Genomic DNA, 19088 nt, shown 5'->3' on the forward strand with positions numbered 1-19088 from the left:
GAGGGTGATCCGGTAGCTGGCGACCGGCTCCGGCAGGTCCTCCCAGGCGTGTACGAGGTCGGCGTCGGCGGGAGCAGGTCGAGGACGGCCGTGGTGCGGCGGACGGTCAGCTCCATGTCGGCCTCGTACTCCAGCCGAATCCCGCCTGCGTACACGATGGTGACCGTCTGGGCGCTGCGCACTGGGCGCCAGTCGCCGGCGTAGTTGATGCGGTCGCCGGGGCGGATCTGGTCCGCGCGGACGGGGATCTCGCGCTCAGCCACGGCCGGTCTTTTCGCTGGCGGCCGGCGGAGATGGATAGCACGCGGATTGCACAAAGGGCGCCAGCCATGACCAAACGACACCTGTCGGGACCGGACAAGAGTTGAGCGAAACCCCAGGTAGGCAAACTGTGGCCGTCTGGGCCAGGCTGGACCTTACGAACCCAATCGAACTGCTAATGCGGTTTGGGTCTACAGCCCATCCGGGGTTCAAATCCCCGAGCCTCCGCTCTCGCGGGTCGGGCCCGTCCGTTGCGGACGGGCTTCTGACCAGGTACTACTCCTTCACCCTCTGACATCGCACTGTGTGGTGTGGTGTGCTTCCGCGGGCGCAGTTCGGGTAGAACGTGCATGCCGCGCAGGGCGCGGGGGCCTGGTGCCGAGCGGATGACCAGGAGGCGGCATGGCCAGTACACCCACGAGCACTGTGCCGGCGCGGGTCCGGCTCTCCCGCGCACCGGGATGGCGCATGCCCGACAACGCGGTGAAGGTTGACCGGACCACCCGGTGGGGCAATCCGTTCGATCATCGTCTGCGCGGCAGGGCAGATGCCATCCGCCGGTACACCGCGTGGATCGGCGGAGAAGGGCCGGACGAAATGCCCGCCGGAAAGCGGGTCGGGATGGTCTCTCGGACGTGGGTGCTGGAGCACCTCCCGGCACTCGCCGGCCACCCGCTGGCCTGCTGGTGCCCGCTGGACGAACCGTGCCACGCCGATGTGCTTGCCCGCCTCGCCGCCGAGCGTGAGCGGCCGTAACAACGCCTGCCAGCCTGCCAGCCTGCCAGCCTGCCAGCCTGCCAGCCTGGCAGACGGGCCGGGTTCAGGATGACGTCCAGCGTCGTAGGTCGTCGGGGGTGTCGAGGTCGGCTGGATCGCCGGGGGCCGGCACCTCGTCCAGGAGTTCGGGGTGGGCCGCGAGGAATCGGCGGGCGCCCTCGTCCGGGCCGGCGAGGGCGATGGCGGCGCGCCACAGGTCGGGTGCCATGACGATCGGGTGGCCGCGGCGCTGCCCGTACCTGGCGATGGTGACCCGCCCGGGTTTCCAGGCGGCGAGGGCCGCGCGGACTGCGCGACCACCGATGCCCGGGGTGTCGACGAGGAGCACGGCGACCGCGTCCGCGGGAGGGTGGCCGGGGGCGTCCGCCTGCTCCAGCGCTAACGCGAGTGAGCTGCGAAGACCCTGCTCGGGGGCCGGATTCACGACCAGTTCGGCGTTCGGTGCGGTGGTTCCGGAGCGGACCACCGCGATGATTCGGTCGCACCCCGCCTCGCCTGCGGCGTTGATCGCCCGGTCCAGGAGGCGAACGCCGCCGACTGTGATTGTGGCCTTCGGCGTGCCCATCCGACTGCCGCTACCCGCCGCGAGCACGGCCGCGACCAGATGGGTGGTTCTCGGCTGAGCCGGGAGGGCGGCATCATGATCAGCCATATCGGCAGACTAGTGTGCCCTGGCCGGCCACGCTCGCCGCATCCTCCGGCGCCTGCCTGGGCCCGCACCTGGGCTCGGACCGTCACGTTGCGTGATTGCCGCGGGATGTCTCGCGCGAATTCGGGCATCTTGTCGCGGTGCGGCATACGGTCGATGAGCCGGGCACACCTATGGGTGGCGGGTCTGGTCCCTGGGACTCCACGACGACGAGCTGAGGCGATCTCGATGCGCGACGTGCTCACTGACCTCCGGACCTGGTGGGAGGCGGGGGAGACGTCCGGGCTCGCGACCGTTGTCGGCACCTGGCGGTCCGCGCCTCGCCAGCCGGGCGCGACGATGGCGGTGGGCCCGGACGGTGCCGCGGTCGGCAGCGTGTCCGGTGGATGTGTCGAAGGCGCCGTGTACGAGCTTGCCGAGCAGTGTCGTGCGACGTCCGTGCCCGTTCTGCAGCGCTACGGGGTCAGTGACGACGATGCCTTCTCGGTCGGCCTCACCTGCGGTGGGATCATCGACGTCTTCGTGGAGCCGGTGAACCGGCGATCGTTTCCCGAGCTGGGTGATGTGCTCGCCGACGTGCGGGCGGGTCGTCCGGTGGCGGTCGCGACGCTGGTGAGCGGGCCGCCTGGTGCTCCGGTCGGCGCGCATCTGATCGTGCGGCCGGAATCGGTCGAGGGCACGCTCGGTGGCGAGCGGTTCGACGAGGCGGTGCGGGACGACGCCCGGGGCCTGTTGGATCAGGGTGGTACGGGCGTCCTGCGGTACGGACCGCACGGGGAGCGGCGCGGCGATGACGCCGCCGTGTTCGTGTCGTCGTTCGCGCCGAAACCGCGAATGATCGTGTTCGGTGCGATCGATTTCGCCGCGGCGCTGACCCGGATCGGGGCCTTCCTCGGTTTCCGGGTGACCGTCTGTGATGCGCGCGCGACCTTCGCGACGAACAAGCGTTTTCCCGACGCCGACGAGGTGGTCGTCGACTGGCCGCACCGGTATCTCGCGGCGACCCCGGCGGACGCGCGCACGGTGGTGTGCGTTCTCACGCATGATCCGAAGTTCGACGTACCGCTGCTGGAGGTGGCGCTCAACAAGCCGCTCGCCTACCTCGGGGTGATGGGATCCCGGCGGACCCACGAGGACCGGGTTCGACGACTGCGGGAGATCGGTTTCTCCGACGCGGATCTCCGCCGGCTGCACGCGCCGATCGGCCTCGATATCGGTGGCCGTACTCCGGAGGAGACCGCGATCTCCATAGCCGCGGAGATCATCGCCACCCGCCAGGGCGGAACGGGAGGCCAGCTGCGTGCGTTGAGCGGGCCGATCCACCACGAGCAGCACATTCGGGTGGCTCGCTGAGGCGCGTGCGGTGCCGCTGAGCAGGGCAGATCGGGTTGGTCGAGAGCAGGCGTCGCGATTTCTCCTGATTCGGTCACCTGATTCCTGCTAGTCTCCGGCCGTGCTGTTCGCCTTACGATTCGACTTCCGTAATCCGGAGCTAGCCGGGACATCCATGGCCGACCGCTACGCGGCGGCCCTCGACATGGCCGAGTGGGCTGATCAGCTCGGTTGCGTGACGATCGCGGTCTCGGAACACCACGGCTCGTCCGATGGCTATCTGCCCAGCCCGATCCCGATGCTGGCGGCGATGGCGGCCCGGACGAAGAATGTTCGCTTCATGATCGCGGCCCTGGTGGCCCCGTTCTATGACCCACTGCGGCTGGCTGAGGACATGATTGTTCTCGACAACATCAGCAGAGGTCGCGTGGACCTGGTGGTCGGGGCCGGGTACGTCCGCGAGGAATTCGAGATGTACGACGTCCCGATGAACGAGCGCGGAAAGCGTGTGACCGAGACGGTGCGGACGTTGAAGGCGGCTTTCAGCGGAGAGCCCTTCGAATACCGTGGCCGCACCGTTCATATCACTCCCGCGCCGCATCGGCCGGGTGGCCCGGGGCTGATACTCGGTGGGAACAGCGAGGCGGCGGCGCGGCGGGCGGCGCGCATTGCCGACGGATTCATTCCGGCGGTTCCGGAGGTCTGGGAGTTCTACCGCGACGAGGTGCAGAAGCTCGGGCGGCCGGATCCAGGACCGTGCCCGATCAGCGCGAACAAGGTGGTGGCGCTCGCAGCGGACGCCGAGGACGGCTGGCGGCGGATGGCGCCGTTCTTCCTGCACGAGACGAACTCCTACGGTGCCTGGCAGGCGCAGCAGGGCATCGCGTCGCCCTTTCACACGAAATCGGGCGTGGAGCAGCTGCGGGTTGAGGGGCAGTACCGGGTGCTGACCCCGGATCAACTTGTCGCCGAGCAGAAAGATGCGCCGTTTCCGTTTGTTCAGTTCCACCCGATGTGCGGTGGGATGCCGCCGGAGGTCGCCTGGTCGAGCCTGCGGCTCTTCGAGCACGAGGTTCTACCTAGGTTCGCCTGACGTTTCCGCTACCCGGCCGGTACCCCTGAGGCTGGGTCCCGGGCCCGCCTTCGGTCGTGGGCTCGGCTTCGCCCCCCGGGCTCGGCGGGGTGGCCCCGGATTCGGCGGGGTGCCCCGGACCCGGCTGGCGCCGATGGTTCGGCACCGGCCGGGTGCCACCCGGGCTCCCTGCGCCGCGGCTGCGCCGCATGCCCCGCAGGCTCACGGGGACGGGCTTGAGGGATGCACCCGGACGACCCGGAAGTCGACTCCCACGATTCGCCCGTACATCTCCGCCGACATCGGCCCGGGAAAGGTGCCCACGACCGACGTCGGAGAGCCTGAGGTGTCCATGAACACGACGGCGTAGGCGGTCGGCGCCAACCACTTCCTTCCCATAACCGCCTGGGCGTGCCGCCAGCTTTCCTCCGACGGTGGGTGAAGTGGGCTCGGCGTGGTCATGTTCGCCTCGCCACGCCAGGGAAAGATCTAATTTCGCTAGAGGAATATGGGAGGTTTCCGGTGATGTCGTCGGCGTGCCGGTTGCTCTTCGCCATGTCGATGCTCCGGTCAAGGTGCGGTGACTGCTGGATCGCATCCTCCTTCCGCTTGCAGTGACGGTCCCCGAAGACGGACCACAAGGGGAGGGTGTGAGAGTCGTCATACTGCAGTCATGAGGATGAAGCTACACAGAGCCACCGGCACGCCGAATAAGGGTCATCGGGCAGAACCGGGTCGCATGGCACGATCAGAATGGGAGATCAGCGCACGAACGTCCGTGGACCGGGGGAGTGGTGTTTCGAATGCAGGGGTGTGAAAACAGTCAGACCGGTTGGACACGGCCGACCACGGGCCAGAACCGGGGGCCCCGGGTGGACGATGTGCGGGACATGCAACCCTGTCTCGCCAGTCTGCTGGGCGCCATCGTCCAGTACAGGAAGGCCGCCGGGCTCAGCCAGGCCCAGCTCGCCAACCGGGTGCGGTACCAACCGAGCTATCTCTCGAAGGCCGAACGTGGCCTGTTGGGTGTTCCGTCACAGTCGCTCATCACCGCTATCGACGCGGAGCTGAAGGCCGGCGGCACGCTCGTCGAGCTACGGCGCCACGCGTGGCTCGAAGACAAGGGAGGCCAGGCTGGCGTCACATGGAGGGAGGTTCCGCAGGAGGTGGACATCACGAATCGTCGACAGCTCATCGTCGGAGGCGGCGCGGCGGCGGTCGCGCCCACGATGGTCGCGCCCGTAACCGTCGGGTCGGCGGCCGTCGCGTCGACGACGATGGAGAACGCGCCGGTGCCCGCCGCGTCGCGGGCCGCGCTGGCCGGCATACCGGGCCAGGTCCGCAACGACCTCGCCGGCCGTTGGTGGACGTCCTGGCAGACCTTCCGGGACGGTGAGGAGATCCACTCCTCGCAGGAGGTCAACGTCGACCAGGCCGGGGACCACCTCACCATCGCGGCGATCTCGCGCGGCCTGGCGCTGGAGGAGGGCGGCTACCTGTGGTCGGGGGAGCTCCGCGTCTTCGACAACGAGATCGTCATGGGCTGGTACATGGCGATGGACGGTCCGGTGCGGTCGAAGGGGACGCTGTTCATGTCGCTGCATCCGCACGGAGACCGACTGACCGGCCGCTGGGTGGGGCTCAGCTACGACGGCCTCTTCATCGAGGGCTGGGGAGCGATGGCGCGGTCAGAGCAGGTCACGATCGCGCTGATCGAGCGGCTGAAGAAGCAGCACCCGCGCGGGGTGTGAGACGCCGTGGCAGCCCGGCAGGCGGGACCACGGTGAGGCGGTCGTCGGCCACTGAGCAGGGAGCCGGGCCGCCGTCACCGAGGTCGACCGCCACCCCTGCCGGGCGGGTGGCTCAGCGGGTCGCGCGAATCGACTCCCGCAACGAGCTCAGCGTCGCCGCGATCGCCGTCGGCTCGTAACCGCAGTGCGCCATGCAGTTCGCGCAACGCGGGTCGCGGCCGCGGCCATACGACTCCCAGTCGGTGGTGTCCAGCAGCTCCTGGTAGGTCTTGGCGTAGCCGTCGCCCATCAGATAGCAGGGCTTCTGCCAGCCATACAGCGAGTAGGACGGAATTCCCCAGGCGGTGCAGGGGAAGTCCACCTTGCCTTCGAGGAAGTCCAGGAACATCGGCGAGTGGTTGATCCGCCAGCGGTTGCGCCGGCCCTCGGCGAAGGCCTTGCGGAAGAGCTCCTGGGTCTCCTTGATTCCGAGGAACTTGTCCTGCTCGGGGGCCTTCTCGTACGCGTACGCGGGCGAGAGCATCATCCCGTCGACATTGAGGTCGTTGTTCAGGAAGTCCAGGACCTCGATAACGGTCTGCGGGGTGTCCGTGTTGAAGAACGTCGTGTTGGTCGTCACCCGGAAGCCGCGGCGCTGCGCCTCCTTGATGGCGTCCACGGCCTGTGCGAACACGCCCTGCTTCGCGACAGACTCGTCGTGGCGCTCCTCAAGCCCGTCGATGTGCACCGCAAGAGACAGGTACGGCGACGGCTTCAGCTTGTCGATCTTGCGGGGTAGCAGCAGCGCATTCGTGCAGAGGTAGATGAACTTCTTGCGCTTGACCAGGCCTTCCACGATCTGCTCGATCTGTGGGTGCATGAGTGGCTCACCGCCCGCCAGGCAGACGACGGGCGCGCCGCACTCGTCGGCGGCGGCCAGCGCCTGGTCCACCGGCATCCGCTGCCGGAGGACGTCCGCCGGGTGCTGGATCTTTCCGCAGCCCTCGCAGGAGAGGTTGCACGCGAAAAGCGGCTCCAGCTCCAAAGTGATCGGGAACTTGTCCCGACGTGCGATCTTCTGCTTCAGCAGATAGGCACCGATCTTGATCGCCTGACGCCGCGGAATGCTCATTTTCACCCTTCCGGTGGTGATCTATGTTCGCCTGGTGGGTGGAGTGAGCCTTTTCCATAGTCGACACACACCTGCCGCGACAGCGCCCGACAGATGCGAGATGGAAGAGGCTCGGTGGCGATGCCCTACCGCTCCTGTCAGTCTAGGTAGGCACCTAATCTGTTCCCAGGAAAATTCTTCATTGAGATCTACTTAACCGGCTGGTGCGAGATCGTCTTTCGTCGGTTCTGTTGTCCAGCAACTGCCGCCTGCCGGGGTGAGACGTGACATCCGGCCACCGGAGCAGGTGTCACGTTCGTATTCCAGCCAGGGCCCTGGGCCCATCGGGCTGCGGCCAGGGCCGTCGTGCGGCCGGTCGTGATACCTGGACTTCGACCTGCCTGCGCGTGGACCGGTGGAAAGCGGCGGTCCGTCCGGTCGGTATGGGGTCCCCGCGAGGCACGTCGACTGGAACGACCGTAACAAGATCGACGGAATCTCGTCGCGCCCAATGGTGCCGGGCCATCGGGTGGTGGGGCCACCGTGCCATCCGGTAACGAGCGCCGGGCGTGCCGGCAGTCGGCACCACCGGTCTGAAGTGCCCGGTCAGGAGGGGCGTGGGTCGGACGTGCCGCGGTCATGCTCGACGGCGGAGCCCCGTTGTCCAGCTAGCCAGGCGCTTCGGCGCCGATGACCGGACGGGGGTGCCCGTCGGGGCCGGTCCGGCGGGCGGCAGCTGGCCGCCGGCGTGTATGCAGCCGGCAAGGGCGGTGCCGTGGGGCTGTGGTGCCGTTGTGGCCCCCGCCCGGCCCCGGCCCCTGTCCGGCCCCGGCCCCTGTCCCGGCTCTGGGTCCGTGCCTCCCCGGCCCCGGCTGTGGCCGGGCCACGGTAGGCCGACCGTGACGGACTACGGGAGTGGTCTCGCGCGTGGTCCGAGAAGGTGGTCGCGTTGTGCGGCCCCCGAAAAGCCGGCTGCCGCCGAGGCCATGCCCTCGGTGGGGTGGCCTCGGCGGCAGCCGGTCGTCGAGTGGGACGACGTCACATGTCGAGACGCGACTCGATGGAGCGTAGGCGGTGGCGAGCCATCGCAAGGTTGGCCCGGCTCTTGTCGAGCACCAGATAGATGAACAGCCCACGCCCGGTGTGGCTGCTGAGCAGCCTGATCAGGTGGTACTGCCTGCCGAGGGTGATGAGGATGTCCTCAATGGTGTCCTGCAGGCCGAGATTCTCCATCGTGCGGATCTTCGAGCGGATGACCTCGGTGTTGCCCGCGGCCGCAATCTCCAGGTCGAAGTTGTGGATGTTGCTGAGCTTGCCGAGGGTCATTCCGCTGGTGAAGTCGACGAGCGCGACTCCGGTAGCACCCTCGATCTCCAGGCATTCCTTCAGCGCGATGTCCACGCTGTTCATGTCGCCTCCCACTTGATCTTCTGTCTCGTCCTCGGCAGGTTCGTCACTGCCTCCGTCGTCTCCGGGATGGTCGTCTTCGGCGAGCCGGTCCTCTCGTGCGAACCACCAGGTCCCGAGCCTTCTTCGCATTTCGCCCCACTTGAAAATGGGAGCACTCTCCGGGTCTTCGAGCGCCATGCCGTAGACGCCCTCTCTCCCGGCAATGTCAACTCGCAGGTACCTGCCGACACCATTCCACCAGAATTCAGGTGCATCCGGCCCGTGCAGTTATGGCGTGCATTGCACACTGGTTGGTCGACCAGGTAGGTGAGTATCACGAGCCTTCAAATTGAGAGCGCTGTAGGTTTGCTGCCTTCAATTCCATAACCGCAGGTCAGGGGTGGTGCTGGGTGGTTGAAGTGGTGCCGGCCGTCCGGAGCCGAGCCTGTCGCGGTGACAGGCCCGGAGGCCGACCAGAGCCGGACGGAGATGACATCGAGACACCGGACCGCCGGCACCAGAACTGCCAGACATCACAGCCGCCCGGTCAGATGGTGGCTGTCCGCGGGAACATCGGGCGTGCAGTCCGGGCTGGTCAGAGCTTGGCGAGCGCGGCAGCGATCGTGTCGACGTTTGAATAGGTTATGCCGATCAATCCGACCTCTTTCCAACGCAGCACGCCGTCCCCGTCGACAACGAACACCGAACGCCGCAGGCCCAGCCCGGGCAGGGCGATGCCGTACTGTTTGACGACCGTGCGCTCGGTGTCGGCCAGGAGCGGGAACCCCAGCGAGTGCGACCGGGCGAACTCCTCGTGGCTGTCGAGCCCCTGCGGGCTGATTCCCCAGACCGGGGCCCCGAGACCGCGGAACACCTCGATGCCCGCAGTATAGGAGCACAGCTGCTTCGTGCAGACCGGGGTGTTGTCGCCGGGGTAGAACGCGAGGACGACCGGATGGCCCTTCTCCTGGGAGAGGGTGAAGTCCGACCGGAGCGCCTCTCCGTCGTTGAGCGTCAGGCCGGGGAGAGTGAAGTCGGGAACCGGTTGGCCGACCGCGGGAGTTGCCATCGGGAGATCACCCTTTCCTTGTGGCCGAGTCTGCTCGTGCCATCGTCGGACCCGCCTGGGGGACCGCCGGCGGGCCGGCGGGTGGCGGGGGCCCGATGGGTGAGGCGACAACGCTTCGGCCGCCCGGAGCCCGGGCATGGTGGACGTACGGGGAGTGTGGGACCTGCAGGGGGTGTGGGACCTGCAGGGGGTGTGGGACCTGCAGGGGGTGTGGGAGCCGCGCAACGTTCGGGCCCGCGCCCTGGGCGGGCCGCAGGGGAGCCGCGGGATCCACCCGCAAGCTCGACCATCTGGCTCCTTCGGTTGCGTTCGGACGTGGTAGCCGTGACGAGGCGGCCCGAGCGCCGGTGCCCGTCGTAGGTGACCGTCGAATTATGCCACCACGCTGGTGACGTAAAGCTGATGTCGTCGGCGCCCCTTGATCCCGCACTCCTGGTGGTGGCGGGAAGCTGTGCCGCTGGCATTCTCCCGGTGTGTCGGGCCGCGATGCCCGCCAGGGTCTGCCATTGTGCTCATGTTGTGGGACCAAAGGCCCGGTCGGCGCGGCAATAGCCCCGAACCAATCCGGCCCGGCCCGTGCGGTGCGGTGCGCCTGGGATAATTCAGAGCGGAACTCCCAGCGGCCTGGAATAGATCTCGGAGCCGATCTACCGGATTCAGCGGAGCTGTGTCAGATCTTCCGAGTGCTGTGGGTGGATTCATGGGTGCCGCGCCCGCCTGTTTCCCGGGATCGGAGTCACCGGTGCGGGCGGGAAACGCCGGCGGCCCGCGCTTCGAATCGTGTGCTCTGGCACAGAAAAGGTGTCGATCCGACGCTCCTGTCGGAGCGCGGCGGCACGGAATGGTGCGGAATGCGCCCACTGTTCACGCTGGCGCAGTCGGCCCGGTGCGGCAGCGGGGGACTGGTTCCCGGCCAACAGAGAAAAGCTCCTGCCCAAGCGGTGGGCAGGAGCGGCGAAGGGCGCTGTCCGGCAGCGTGCCGGACGGGCCCAGGGCGGGAGCGGCGCTTGGCGCCGGCCGCACCTGGGCCAGATCTGGTCGCCGTCAGTAGCAGTCCTCAGAGCGCCGCCGGCGCCGGAGCACCACCGCTGCGGGCCAGCAACGCCTCGAGGTCGTAGCCGTACCACCGGCGCATCGGCTCCGGTGAGGTCGTCCGGCCCCACTCGTACATCCGGCGCTGTGCTTCGAACGAGCCGTCATGCCACCGGCGCAGGACGTCCCCGAGCCGCAGCGGACTAGGCAGGAAGTCCGCGGAGCCGAGCAGCGTGGCGAGCTGCTCCACCGCCGCTCCCGGTGTCGCCCGGTTCTGCTCGACGTCCTCCATGACCAGGCCGAGCCGGCGGAACAGGTCCTGGAACTCCGGCAGATCGGGGCAGAAGGTGCCGGGGAAGGGTGCGTCGAACAGCCGGTCGAACAGCGCCGGGTCGCCGCTCTCCTCGTAGGCGAAGTAGGTGCCGACGATGCGGGCGATCCCGAGGTTCCAGCCCATGAACCAGACCTTCGACCAGGCCCGCCACAGATCGAAGTCGCGGAAGGAGGTGTAGGAGCCGGCTACCAGCTGGTCGTTCACGTCGAGGATGGTCTGGTTGAGCTGGTCGACGGAGGCGAAGCGCTCGGCCGAGAGGTCGTCGTCGGCGAGGGCCTCCATGAGCAGCGGCGCGAACGAGTAGATCACCTGCATCGTGTTCGCCATACCGCGGGAGAACAGGGCGTCGATGGCACCGGCGGCGTGGCTCATCATGGCCCAGCGATCGCCGACGGTGCGGGTGCTGGAGTACTGGGTGCGCCCGGTGGAGACCCACTCCCAGGTCGGCCGCGCGTGCTCGAACTGGCGGGCGACGCTGGGGAAGCGGTCGAGGAAGGCCTGCCACTCCTCGGTCGCGCCGACTCCGGGCTGCTTCGGGAACCGGCGTGTGTCGAGGTTGAGCCCGACGCTGCACAACGGGTTGGTGGCGCCTTCGTGGTTGTCGAACGGGATCACCCACAGCCAGCCACCGTCGAACAGGTGGTGCAGCGTGCCCTGATACCAGGGCGTCGGCTGACCGCTCGGCCGGGTGACGTGATCGAACGGGGTGACGCCGACCATGTGGGTGAACAGCGTCCGTGAGTGGCTCCGGAAGCGGCAGGGATCCTCGCGCAGGCCGTACTGGTTCGCGAGCACGGAGTTGCGCCCGGACGCGTCGACGACGTAGCGGACCCGCAGCTGTTCCCCGGCCCTGGTGTGCAGGGTCGCCGCGCTGTCGGTGATCTCCACGCGGTCGACGAAGGTCCGCTGCCGAGGATGCGCACCATGCCGCACCGCGGAGTAGAAGAGGTAGGAGTCGATGTCCTGGCGGTGCATGTGCATCTCGGGGCCGTTCGGGAACTCCGAAACGCTACACTGCGTCACCTCCTCCGGGTTCTGGATCTCCCCCTCCCGGTGGTAGACGAAGCCGAAGTTTCGTTTCACTCCGCAGGCGGAGGAGACATGCCGACGGACTCCCTCGAAGCTGCTGACGTGGCCGAGTTCCGGGACGTCGAACCGTTTGGCCAGGAGTTTCAGCAGATAGGTCGTCTCTCCGATCGTCGATTCCCCCAGCGCGAATCTCGGGTGGGTGCCGCTGTCGATGAGTACCACGCTGTGACCATGGCGGGCGAGGATGTTGGCCAGTGTTGAGCCGGCGATGCCGCTGCCGAGAATGGCGACCGAATAGTCGTACTCACTCATTGCGTTGCTCCCTGGACGCAGCTATCCGGAGACGATTTACGGATCTTGTCGCGCCCGTGGGCGCCCGAGACCCTCAGGCCTCGTCCTAATCGCGTACTGAACCACTTATCCGTCCGTTGGTCTAGATAAATGAGAAATCAATACGAAGTGGACAGTGCATTGTGGTGTTTGGCAGGGATTGATATAACTTAGGTGTTTGGCCGGATCTGTCCGTATGGTCTTATTGGGGTGCTTTGTTGGTCTGGATCCTGTCACCTGGTCTTGTGTCACGGATGTTGACTTCCTCGGTGGGCTCGGCTCAGCCGCGGTGCGGGGTGGGAAGCTGGGGGGCATGGATCCGGTGACCCTGGCGGTGTTGTCGAGTGCGGTGGGCGGCATCGCGCAGGAGATGGGGACGCTGCTGGTCCGCAGTGCCTACTCGTCCAACATCAAGGAGCGGCGGGACTGCTCGGCGGCGCTCTTCGACGCCCGCGGGCGGATGATCGCGCAGGCCGCTCACGTGCCCGTCCATCTCGGCGCGATGTACGAGTCCGTGCGGGTGGTCACCGAGCGTGGGCCGGAGCCCGGTGATGTGTGGGTGCTCAACGACCCGTTCTCCGGCGGCAACCATCTGCCGGATGTGACTCTGGTGGCCCCGTTGTTGCTCGGTGACGAGGTCGTCGGCTACGCCGCCACCCGCGCCCACCACTCGGACATGGGCGGGATGCGCCCGGGCTCCATGCCTGCCGACTCGACCGAGATCTTCGCGGAAGGCCTGATCATCCCGCCGATCCGTCTCGTCCGAGCCGGTCAGTGGCAGGCGGACGTGCTCGATCTCATCTGCGCCAACTCACGGACGCCCGATCTGCGGCGCGGTGACCTGCGCGCGCAGGCGGCGGCGGCCGGCCTGGCGCAGACCCGGCTCACCGAGCTCGCTCACCGGCACGGCGGGTCGGTGGTGCTGGAGTCGTTCGCCGAGGTGCTCCGCTACGGCGAGCGGCGCAGCCGGGCGGTGATCGCGAGTCTGCCCGACGGCGTGTACCGGGTGGAGAGCGAGCTGGAGGGCGACGGAGTCGACGACCGGGACATCGCGCTGCGGGTCGCGGTCGTCATCGCGGGCGACAGCATGACGGTGGACTTCGGCGGGACCTCCCCGGCGGTTCGCGGCAACGTCAACTGCCCGCGTGCCGTCACCCGCTCGGCCTGCTGCTTCGCGCTGCGCGTGCTGCTGCCCGAGGACGTCCCGACCGGCGACGGCACCTACGCCCCGCTGACCGTGGTGACCGAGCCCGGCTCGCTGGTGGACGCGCGGCGGCCGTCCGCCGTCGTCGCCGGCAACGTCGAGACGTCGCAGCGCATTGCCGACACCGTACTCGCGGCCCTGCGACTGGCGACAGGCGCGGACGCAGGTTCGGCCGGGGCGTCGGAGGCGGCCGGGGTGTCGGAGGCACTGCCCGCCGAGACCGTCGAGATCTCCAAGGCCGCCGTGCTGCCGGCCCCCGGGCAGGGGACGATGAACAACCTGGTGATCGGCGGAGCCACCTGGACCTACTACGAGACCCTGGGTGGCGGCCAGGGTGCGTCCGCCCGGGGGCCGGGGCCGTCCGGAGTGCACGTGGGGATGACGAACACCCTTAACACTCCGATCGAGGCGCTCGAACTGGAGTACCCGCTACGGGTGGAGCGTTACGAGCTGGCCGACGGAACCGGTGGGCGTGGCAGGCACGCCGGGGGTGCGGGGCTCGTGCGCTCGGTGCGGGTCCTGGAGCCGGCGACGCTGTCGGTGCTGAGTGATCGACGGCGGCATGCGCCGGGTGGGATCGCCGGCGGGGAACCGGGCGCGGTCGGCCACAACGACGTCGACGGGGTTTCGCTCCCGCCCAAGGCGAGCCGGCAGCTTCCAGCTGGCGCGGTGGTCACTCTCCGTACTCCTGGTGGCGGTGGATGGGGCCCGCCGTCGTCAGGTGACGGTGCTGCCGGTGGTGTCGCTGGTGATACCGACGACGGCGGCGGTGCCTGTGGCGGTGGCGGCCATGTCGTCACCGGAAGTGACGACACTGACCTGGACGAAGCGGACGGAGCGCCAGTTGACGAGCACCCGCTGCCCGCCGACGAGGTGTAGCTGCTCGACTTCGCAGCGGAACACGGCCTGCGCGACGCGCCGCCGGAGTTCCTCGGGGTCGACCTCGTCACGCAGAGTGTAGGTCTGGTCGTCAATCGTTATCTGAACTGCCACGCGCCCACCTTCGCACACGCGTTCGACTACGGCAACGTGTCATGAAGCAAACGATGAGCCAAAGGTGTGATCGGCGGATCCACGCAATCGGCTGCGAAATCGGCACTCGGCGTTCACGATCGAGATGGGAAAGGCAGTGGCCCGACCGGGACACCAGGCACCGGGAGGCACGGATGGAAGCCGAGTTCGGTGTCGGCACGGCGATGGCCGGGTGGGCTGATCCGGGCGAACCAGGCCGCGCTCCGCGCTCGCCCCTGGCGAGAGCCTTCGACGGAGCGTTACTGACCGTCGGGGCCAGTGCCGAGGCGGGAGAGCGGGTGGCGGCCTTCGTCGATCTCGTCCGGCGCTACCGGGAACCCGGCCGCCACTACCACACGCTGCGTCACGTGGCGGAGACCACCGCGGCCTTCCACCTGCTGATCGCCGCCGATCGCGCGGAGGCCACCGGGGTCGATCCGGCGGTCTGCCTGCTCGCGGTGCACTTCCACGATGCCGTGTACGACTCGCGCGCCCGGGACAACGAGCGGCTGTCAGCCGATCTGGCCGCTGAGGTCCTCGGTGACCTCGGCTGCCCGGCCGGGGTGATCGCCGACGTGCGACGGCTGGTGGAGGCCACTGCGGGCCACGGTTCGCGTTCGGTCGACGAGGCGTTCGTGAACGACGCCGACCTGCGGGTGCTGGCCCGCCCCGCGCAGTCCTACGACCACTATGTCCGCCGGGTGCGGCTGGAGTACTCCTGGGCCGGCGGCGACGCCTGGTCCGCCGGCCGTGGCGCCGTGCTGCGGCACCTGCTGGACGGGCCGATCTACGCGACGGCCTGGGCCCGCCGGCACTGGGAACCGGCCGCCCGGGCCAATCTCAACCGTGAGCTTTCGGCGCTGTCCCTTACCTGAGGCGCCGGGCATTGGGCGCTGGGCGCCGGTGGGCGTGATCGCCGGGTGACCGCGAGCGGTGGTGGTTGCGGCTACGAGCGCACAGTGTCGCGCAGGCTTGCCAGCGGCGCGGCGGTGTGACGGCGCACGATCGCCGCGGCCGCGGCCGCAGCCGCGGTCGGCGTCCCGCGCCCGGCAGGCCGCGAGCAGTTCCGCGTGCTCGTCGAGGGCCTCCTGCCGACGTCCCGCCATGTGCTCGATCTCGCCCCGGATGCGCAGCGCGGAGAGGTTGAGCAGGCTGTGCGGCATCGTCAGCGCGCGCGGACGCCGCGACGGGGCCCCAGCACCAGGTGGAAGTCCCGGTTGAGCAGGATCCGCCCGCTCCGGGCGGGCGCGGCGCATCCGGCTCTGGATGGCCTCCGCCTCGGCCAGGACGTCCGTGGTCATGAGCGGGATGGCGTGGCGGAGGTTGTCGGCCTCGATGACGTCGAGCGGCGAGATCCCGGTCGACTGGGTGGGCGACTACCTCAGTCCGGTGCACCTGGGCGAGCCGAGCGGGCTCGCGCAGGCCGACCGGGTCAACCCGTACTACTGGTACGGATCCCCGATCGAGACCCAGACGGACTACGTCCTGCAGAAGCCGTGGCGGTGCCGGGCTTCGCGCGTGCCGTGGTCGCGGGAAGAGACAATTGCCCTGACGTGGGACATGCCGGTGCCCGGCCACGGGGCCACGGGGCCACCGACATCGCAGCGCGCGGATATGCGGATATGAGGAGTACACAGATGGCTGTCCGGAACGGGCTTGGGTCCGTCGAGCCGGTCGCGCCCGACGAGCTGTCCGTCCCGTCCGACCGGGCGTCCGACGGGATCTCCGACGGCGTGCCCGAGGCGAAGGGCAGCCAGACCGTGGCGGCGGTCGAGCGGGCCGCCGACATCCTGCTGCACTTCACCAGGGCCCGGTCCGCGAGCCTGGGCATCACCGACATCGCCTCCGAGATGGGGCTGTCCAAGGCGGCGGTGCACCGGGTGCTCGCGTCGCTGCGCTCCCGGGATCTCATCGCGTTCGACGAGAAGGCCCGCCGCTACTCGCTCGGGCCGATGGCCCTGGTACTCGGTCTGACCTGCCTGGGCCGGCTGGACGTCCGCGAGATCGCGAGCGCGGAGCTCGCGCAGCTGTCCGAGGAGACCGGGGAGACCGCGACGCTGTCCGTCCTCGCCGGTGACCAGCGCGTCTACATCGACCAGGTGACGCCACCGCGCGAGGTCATCATGTCGGTGGCCGTCGGCGTGCCCTGCCCGCTGCACGCCGGAAGCTCGTCGAAGGTCTTCCTCGCCTTCGCCGGCGAGGCCGCCATCGAGCGCTATCTGGCCCGGTCGCTGCCGGCTCTGACCAGCGTGACCGTCACCGACACCGATCGCCTTCGCCGTGAGCTGCACGCGATCCGCGAGCAGGGCTGGGCACAGTCCGCCGGGGAGCGCCAGTCGGGTGCGGCGTCGGTGGCGGCGCCGGTGTTCAACCATCTGGGGCAGGCGGTGGCGGTGGTGAGCGTCTGCGGCCCGGCGGACCGGTTCGAGGCGGAGGCCGACCGGTGCCGGGCGGCCCTGCTCGCCGCGACGGGCCGCATGTCCTACCGGATGGGGTATCTCCCCGGGCACTGATCTGACCGGAGCTCGATCCGGTTCGGGGTGGCCCGAACCGGGATTTCCGCCTGCCCGTGGTCGTGCCGCGGCGGTGTCGCCGCAGGAGTCGCTGCTGTTGCCGCGGGGGTGTTGTCGCGCGCTTCGGGCGTGGGCACTGACACATCGGGTGCTGCTGTCCGGCGCCTTTCCGGCGACGAATCCGGCTGTTACATGTTTGGAACGCAATTTCGACTGATGGAACGGAGTCGCAATGGGGCCGCTCTCGGACCTGACCGTTCTGGACTGCTCGACACTGTTCGCCGGTCCGCTCGCGGCGACGGTGCTTGGCGACTTCGGCGCCGAGGTCATCAAGATCGAGCATCCCGAGAAGGGTGACCCGAGCCGTACCCACGGGCACTCGAAGAACGGTGTGGGCCTGTGGTGGAAGATGCTCGGGCGCAACAAGCGCGCGGTCACGCTGAACCTGGGCCGCCCTGAAGGCGCGGAGATCCTCCGCGGCCTGGTGGCCACCGCCGACGTGCTGATCGAGAACTTCCGTCCCGGCACCCTGGAACGCTGGGGGCTGGGGCCGGACGTTCTGCACGAGATCAACCCGCGGCTCGTGATCGCCCGGGTCACCGGCTTCGGCCAGTTCGGCCCGTACTCCCGCCGGCCCGGCTTCGGCACGCTCGCCGAGTCGATGAGCGGCTTCGCCGCGATGACAGGTGAGCCGGACGGGCCGCCCACCCTGCCCCCCTTCGGCCTCGCCGACGGGATCGCCGCCCTGACCTGCTACGGCGCGATCCTCACCGCGTTGCACAGCCGGGCGGCCACCGGCGTCGGCCAGGTCATCGACCTCGCGATCATCGAGCCGCTGGTCACCCTGCTCGGCCCGCAGCCGACCGTCTACGACCAGCTTGGCCTGATCCACGAGCGGACCGGCAACCGGTCCGTCAACAACGCGCCGCGCAACACCTACCGCACCGCCGACGGCCGCTGGGTGGCCGTGTCGACCTCGGCGCAGACCATCGCCGAGCGGGTGATGCGGCTGGTCGGGTGCCCCGAGGTGATCGACGAGCCCTGGTTCGCGACCGGGGCGGGGCGGGCGCAGCACGCCGAGGAGCTCGACGCGGCCGTCGGCGGCTGGATCGCCCAGCGCAGCCTCGACGAGGTGAGCGCTGCCTTCGCCGAGGCGCAGGCAGCCGTCGCCCCGATCTACGACGTCACCGACGTGCTCGCGGACCCGCAGTACCAGGCACTCGACACCATCACGACGGTCGACGACCCGGATCTCGGTCCGCTGAAGATGCAGAACCTGTTGTTCCGGCTCTCCAGCACCCCCGGCGAGATCCGCTGGACCGGCCGGGCGGTCGGAGCCGACACCGCGGACGTGCTGGCCGAACGGCTGGGCATGTCCGCCGACGAGATCGCCAAACTGCGGGAAGAGGGTGTTCTGTGAGCGTGGTCGATCTCGCCTCGGCGACGGTCATCGACCTGGCCCAGCCGATGCGGACGGGGATGCCGCAGTCGCCGAACCATCCGCCGTTCCGGATGAACCTGGAGCGCCGCCACGGCGACCGGATCCGCGCCGACGGCGGGTCCGCCGCCAACGAGATCATCGTCACCGGCGGCCATGTCGGCACCCATGTCGACGCGCTCGCCCACGTCTCCCAGGACGGGCAGGTGTACGGCGGCCTCGAGGCGGCCTCCCTGCAGTCCGACCAGGGCTTCTCGACGCTGGGTATCGACACGTTCGAGCCCTTCGTCGGCCGGGGCCTGCTGCTGGACGTCACCCGCGTGCACGGCGTGGACGTGCTTCCCGCCGGCTACGAGATCACCGTCGAGGACCTGGAGAGCGCCCTGGCCGCAGGCGGTGCGACACCGCGGCCTGGCGACGTCCTGCTGGTCGGGACCGGCTGGTCGCGGCGGTGGTCCGAACGCGAGGAGTTCATCGGGCTGCGCGACGGTGTGCCCGGGCCCGGGCGGGTGGCCGGGGAGTGGCTGGCGGCGTTGCGGCCGCGCGCCGTCGGCGCCGAGACGATCGCCTTCGAGTACATTCCCGCAGGCAAGGGGCACGCCACCCTGCCGGTCCACCGCACCATGCTGGTCGACAACGGCATCAACATCATCGAGACGATGCGGCTGGTCGAACTGCTCGACCGCGGCATCACCGAGTTCGGGCTGATCCTCAACCCGCTGCCGATCATGGGCGCCACCGGCTCCCCGGTCCGTCCGCTGGCGCTGCTGCCGTGACAACCCTGATGACCTCGACGACCCACGCGTA

At 69.0% G+C, this 19088-nt stretch carries 17 protein-coding genes; 10 read left to right on the forward strand and 7 right to left on the reverse strand.

What is annotated here, in order from left to right:
- Positions 1–263 (reverse strand): hypothetical protein (locus tag FREUN1FDRAFT_RS21825; RefSeq protein WP_006542361.1); only part of this gene is annotated, 263 nt, incomplete at its 3' end.
- Between the two features lie 400 nt (positions 264–663).
- Between FREUN1FDRAFT_RS21825 and FREUN1FDRAFT_RS21830 the strand changes: the two genes are divergently transcribed.
- Complete coding sequence (locus FREUN1FDRAFT_RS21830; RefSeq protein ID WP_006542362.1) at positions 664–1017, forward strand: DUF4326 domain-containing protein; 354 nt, start codon at positions 664–666, stop codon at positions 1015–1017.
- Between the two features lie 64 nt (positions 1018–1081).
- On the opposite strand, the gene FREUN1FDRAFT_RS21835 is transcribed toward FREUN1FDRAFT_RS21830, so the two are convergent.
- Positions 1082–1690 (reverse strand): NTP transferase domain-containing protein, encoded by a 609-nt coding sequence (locus tag FREUN1FDRAFT_RS21835; protein WP_006542363.1) that lies wholly within the window; start codon positions 1688–1690, stop codon positions 1082–1084.
- 225 nt (positions 1691–1915) lie between these two features.
- Between FREUN1FDRAFT_RS21835 and FREUN1FDRAFT_RS21840 the strand changes: the two genes are divergently transcribed.
- Together FREUN1FDRAFT_RS21840 and FREUN1FDRAFT_RS21845 are read left to right on the forward strand one after the other, a co-directional pair.
- On the forward strand, positions 1916–3040 hold the full coding sequence (locus FREUN1FDRAFT_RS21840; RefSeq protein WP_006542364.1) for an XdhC/CoxI family protein: 1125 nt from the start codon (positions 1916–1918) through the stop codon (positions 3038–3040).
- A gap of 100 nt (positions 3041–3140) precedes the next feature.
- Entirely contained in the window at positions 3141–4112 is a 972-nt protein-coding gene (locus FREUN1FDRAFT_RS21845; RefSeq protein WP_006542365.1) for an LLM class flavin-dependent oxidoreductase, read from the forward strand.
- A gap of 201 nt (positions 4113–4313) precedes the next feature.
- Here FREUN1FDRAFT_RS21845 and FREUN1FDRAFT_RS21850 read toward each other — a convergent pair whose 3' ends face one another.
- Positions 4314–4553, reverse strand: coding sequence for a hypothetical protein (locus tag FREUN1FDRAFT_RS21850; RefSeq protein ID WP_006542366.1), 240 nt, complete (start codon positions 4551–4553; stop codon positions 4314–4316).
- A 428-nt stretch (positions 4554–4981) separates the two neighbouring features.
- On the opposite strand from FREUN1FDRAFT_RS21850, the gene FREUN1FDRAFT_RS21855 reads away from it, so the two are divergent.
- Complete coding sequence (locus FREUN1FDRAFT_RS21855) at positions 4982–5842, forward strand: helix-turn-helix transcriptional regulator (RefSeq protein WP_035952940.1); 861 nt, start codon at positions 4982–4984, stop codon at positions 5840–5842.
- A gap of 112 nt (positions 5843–5954) precedes the next feature.
- On the opposite strand, the gene hpnH is transcribed toward FREUN1FDRAFT_RS21855, so the two are convergent.
- From hpnH to FREUN1FDRAFT_RS21875, 4 genes are all read right to left on the reverse strand, one after another.
- A complete protein-coding gene (gene hpnH, locus FREUN1FDRAFT_RS21860) occupies positions 5955–6953 on the reverse strand; it encodes an adenosyl-hopene transferase HpnH (protein WP_006542368.1) in 999 nt (332 codons plus the stop codon).
- A gap of 1017 nt (positions 6954–7970) precedes the next feature.
- On the reverse strand, positions 7971–8342 hold the full coding sequence (locus FREUN1FDRAFT_RS21865) for a hypothetical protein (RefSeq protein ID WP_006542369.1): 372 nt from the start codon (positions 8340–8342) through the stop codon (positions 7971–7973).
- 574 nt (positions 8343–8916) lie between these two features.
- A complete protein-coding gene (locus FREUN1FDRAFT_RS21870; protein WP_006542370.1) occupies positions 8917–9390 on the reverse strand; it encodes a peroxiredoxin in 474 nt (157 codons plus the stop codon).
- A 1057-nt stretch (positions 9391–10447) separates the two neighbouring features.
- Positions 10448–12097, reverse strand: coding sequence for an NAD(P)/FAD-dependent oxidoreductase (locus FREUN1FDRAFT_RS21875; RefSeq protein ID WP_006542372.1), 1650 nt, complete (start codon positions 12095–12097; stop codon positions 10448–10450).
- 331 nt (positions 12098–12428) lie between these two features.
- Between FREUN1FDRAFT_RS21875 and FREUN1FDRAFT_RS21880 the strand changes: the two genes are divergently transcribed.
- The 6 genes from FREUN1FDRAFT_RS21880 (at position 12429) to FREUN1FDRAFT_RS21905 (ending at position 19057) form a co-directional block, all read left to right on the forward strand.
- The gene (locus FREUN1FDRAFT_RS21880) at positions 12429–14198 is read left to right on the forward strand and encodes a hydantoinase B/oxoprolinase family protein (protein WP_035952925.1); all 1770 of its coding nucleotides are present in this window, start codon (positions 12429–12431) and stop codon (positions 14196–14198) included.
- A gap of 287 nt (positions 14199–14485) precedes the next feature.
- A complete protein-coding gene (locus tag FREUN1FDRAFT_RS21885) occupies positions 14486–15205 on the forward strand; it encodes a hypothetical protein (protein WP_006542374.1) in 720 nt (239 codons plus the stop codon).
- A gap of 460 nt (positions 15206–15665) precedes the next feature.
- Complete coding sequence (locus FREUN1FDRAFT_RS21890) at positions 15666–15956, forward strand: hypothetical protein (protein ID WP_006542375.1); 291 nt, start codon at positions 15666–15668, stop codon at positions 15954–15956.
- Between the two features lie 11 nt (positions 15957–15967).
- A complete protein-coding gene (locus FREUN1FDRAFT_RS21895) occupies positions 15968–16843 on the forward strand; it encodes an IclR family transcriptional regulator (RefSeq protein WP_006542376.1) in 876 nt (291 codons plus the stop codon).
- A 232-nt stretch (positions 16844–17075) separates the two neighbouring features.
- On the forward strand, positions 17076–18263 hold the full coding sequence (locus tag FREUN1FDRAFT_RS21900; RefSeq protein WP_006542377.1) for a CaiB/BaiF CoA-transferase family protein: 1188 nt from the start codon (positions 17076–17078) through the stop codon (positions 18261–18263).
- On the forward strand, positions 18260–19057 hold the full coding sequence (locus FREUN1FDRAFT_RS21905) for a cyclase family protein (protein WP_006542378.1): 798 nt from the start codon (positions 18260–18262) through the stop codon (positions 19055–19057). The genes FREUN1FDRAFT_RS21900 and FREUN1FDRAFT_RS21905 overlap by 4 nt, the downstream gene beginning before the upstream one ends.
- Positions 19058–19088: the final 31 nt, after the last annotated feature.

Origin of the sequence: Parafrankia sp. EUN1f, from assembly GCF_000177675.1 — a bacterium.
Classification (GTDB): Bacteria; Actinomycetota; Actinomycetes; order Frankiales; family Frankiaceae; genus Parafrankia.